We start from the raw sequence: 1,010 nt of genomic DNA on the forward strand, positions 1-1,010 counted from the left end.
CATCCATTCGGTCCTGCTGACCATTCAATAGGTTTCTTCAGTGTCCCCTGAATGACAGAAGCAGAGTCGCTCCGATCAGCCCCGCCATACCCGTCGCCAGCAATGCCATCGCGTTCCGCGGAGCGCCTCTCCACTCTGCCGTCAATAATCCGGACATCGTTGCCGCCATGATCATGAATATTTGAAACAGCCCCCAGCCAATCGACGTTCCCAGTGCACCCAGATAAACTGCGCTCATTCCATAAAGCGCAAACGCCCCCATCCAGAGCACGCCCATTAGCGCTGGCCAAAACACATCCCGGGCGCTATGACCGAACGCCGCCCAGCTTGAGTTTTGTTGAAGAAGATACACACTATAACCAATGTTGGGAATTAGGCCGCCCAACAGGGCCACGGGCCACACGGCGTACGCGGCCGCGACAGGGCTATTTCCAAGCCGAACCGCCTCCACCGCGAGACCTTGTCCAAATGCAAATGCATAGTTCAACATCGGCGCCAGCACCCCACATAGCATCGCCAACAGGACTGAAACTAAATAACCCCGCTGCGGCTCATCCGATACCTCCGTTGCTCTGGCGCGCTCCTTGATCTGTCCACCCCAGGCCGTGAGCGCGATTCCCAGTACCATGACCACGACGCCAGCCAATATCCTCACCAGACCAGAGTTCGAAACGAAGGTCCGCTGTCCCACAAACAACGGAACCAGAGTTCCCAGCACCGCTCCCAACCCCACGACGATCGCATAGCCAACGCTCATACCAAGCCGTCGAATTGAGACACCGAATAAGATCTGCGCAACTCCCCATCCTGCGCCAAACAACAACGGCGTCATCATTTCGTTGAACGGCAGTCTGCGATATACCTCTGCTAGCTGATGAACCAGCGCAAACGCCAGAACCCATGGCAACAACAGCAGCGAGATGACACTAAAGACAAACCAGACATTCTCCGGTCGCCATCGGCGGGTATACTTCATGGGCAACATGCAGTTGCCCGACATTGCACCTGCA

The 1,010-nt window shown here is 56.2% G+C and carries 1 protein-coding gene; it reads right to left on the minus strand.

Translation table 11 applies throughout. The features are described from left to right. Nucleotides 1–37: 37 nt before the first annotated feature. Nucleotides 38–1,010, minus strand: a 973-nt coding sequence (locus HDF09_RS20460; protein ID WP_183769327.1) for an L-rhamnose/proton symporter RhaT, incomplete at its 5' end; no start/stop codon positions are given.

Source organism: Edaphobacter lichenicola, assembly GCF_014201315.1.
Lineage (GTDB): Bacteria > Acidobacteriota > Terriglobia > Terriglobales > Acidobacteriaceae > Edaphobacter > Edaphobacter lichenicola_B.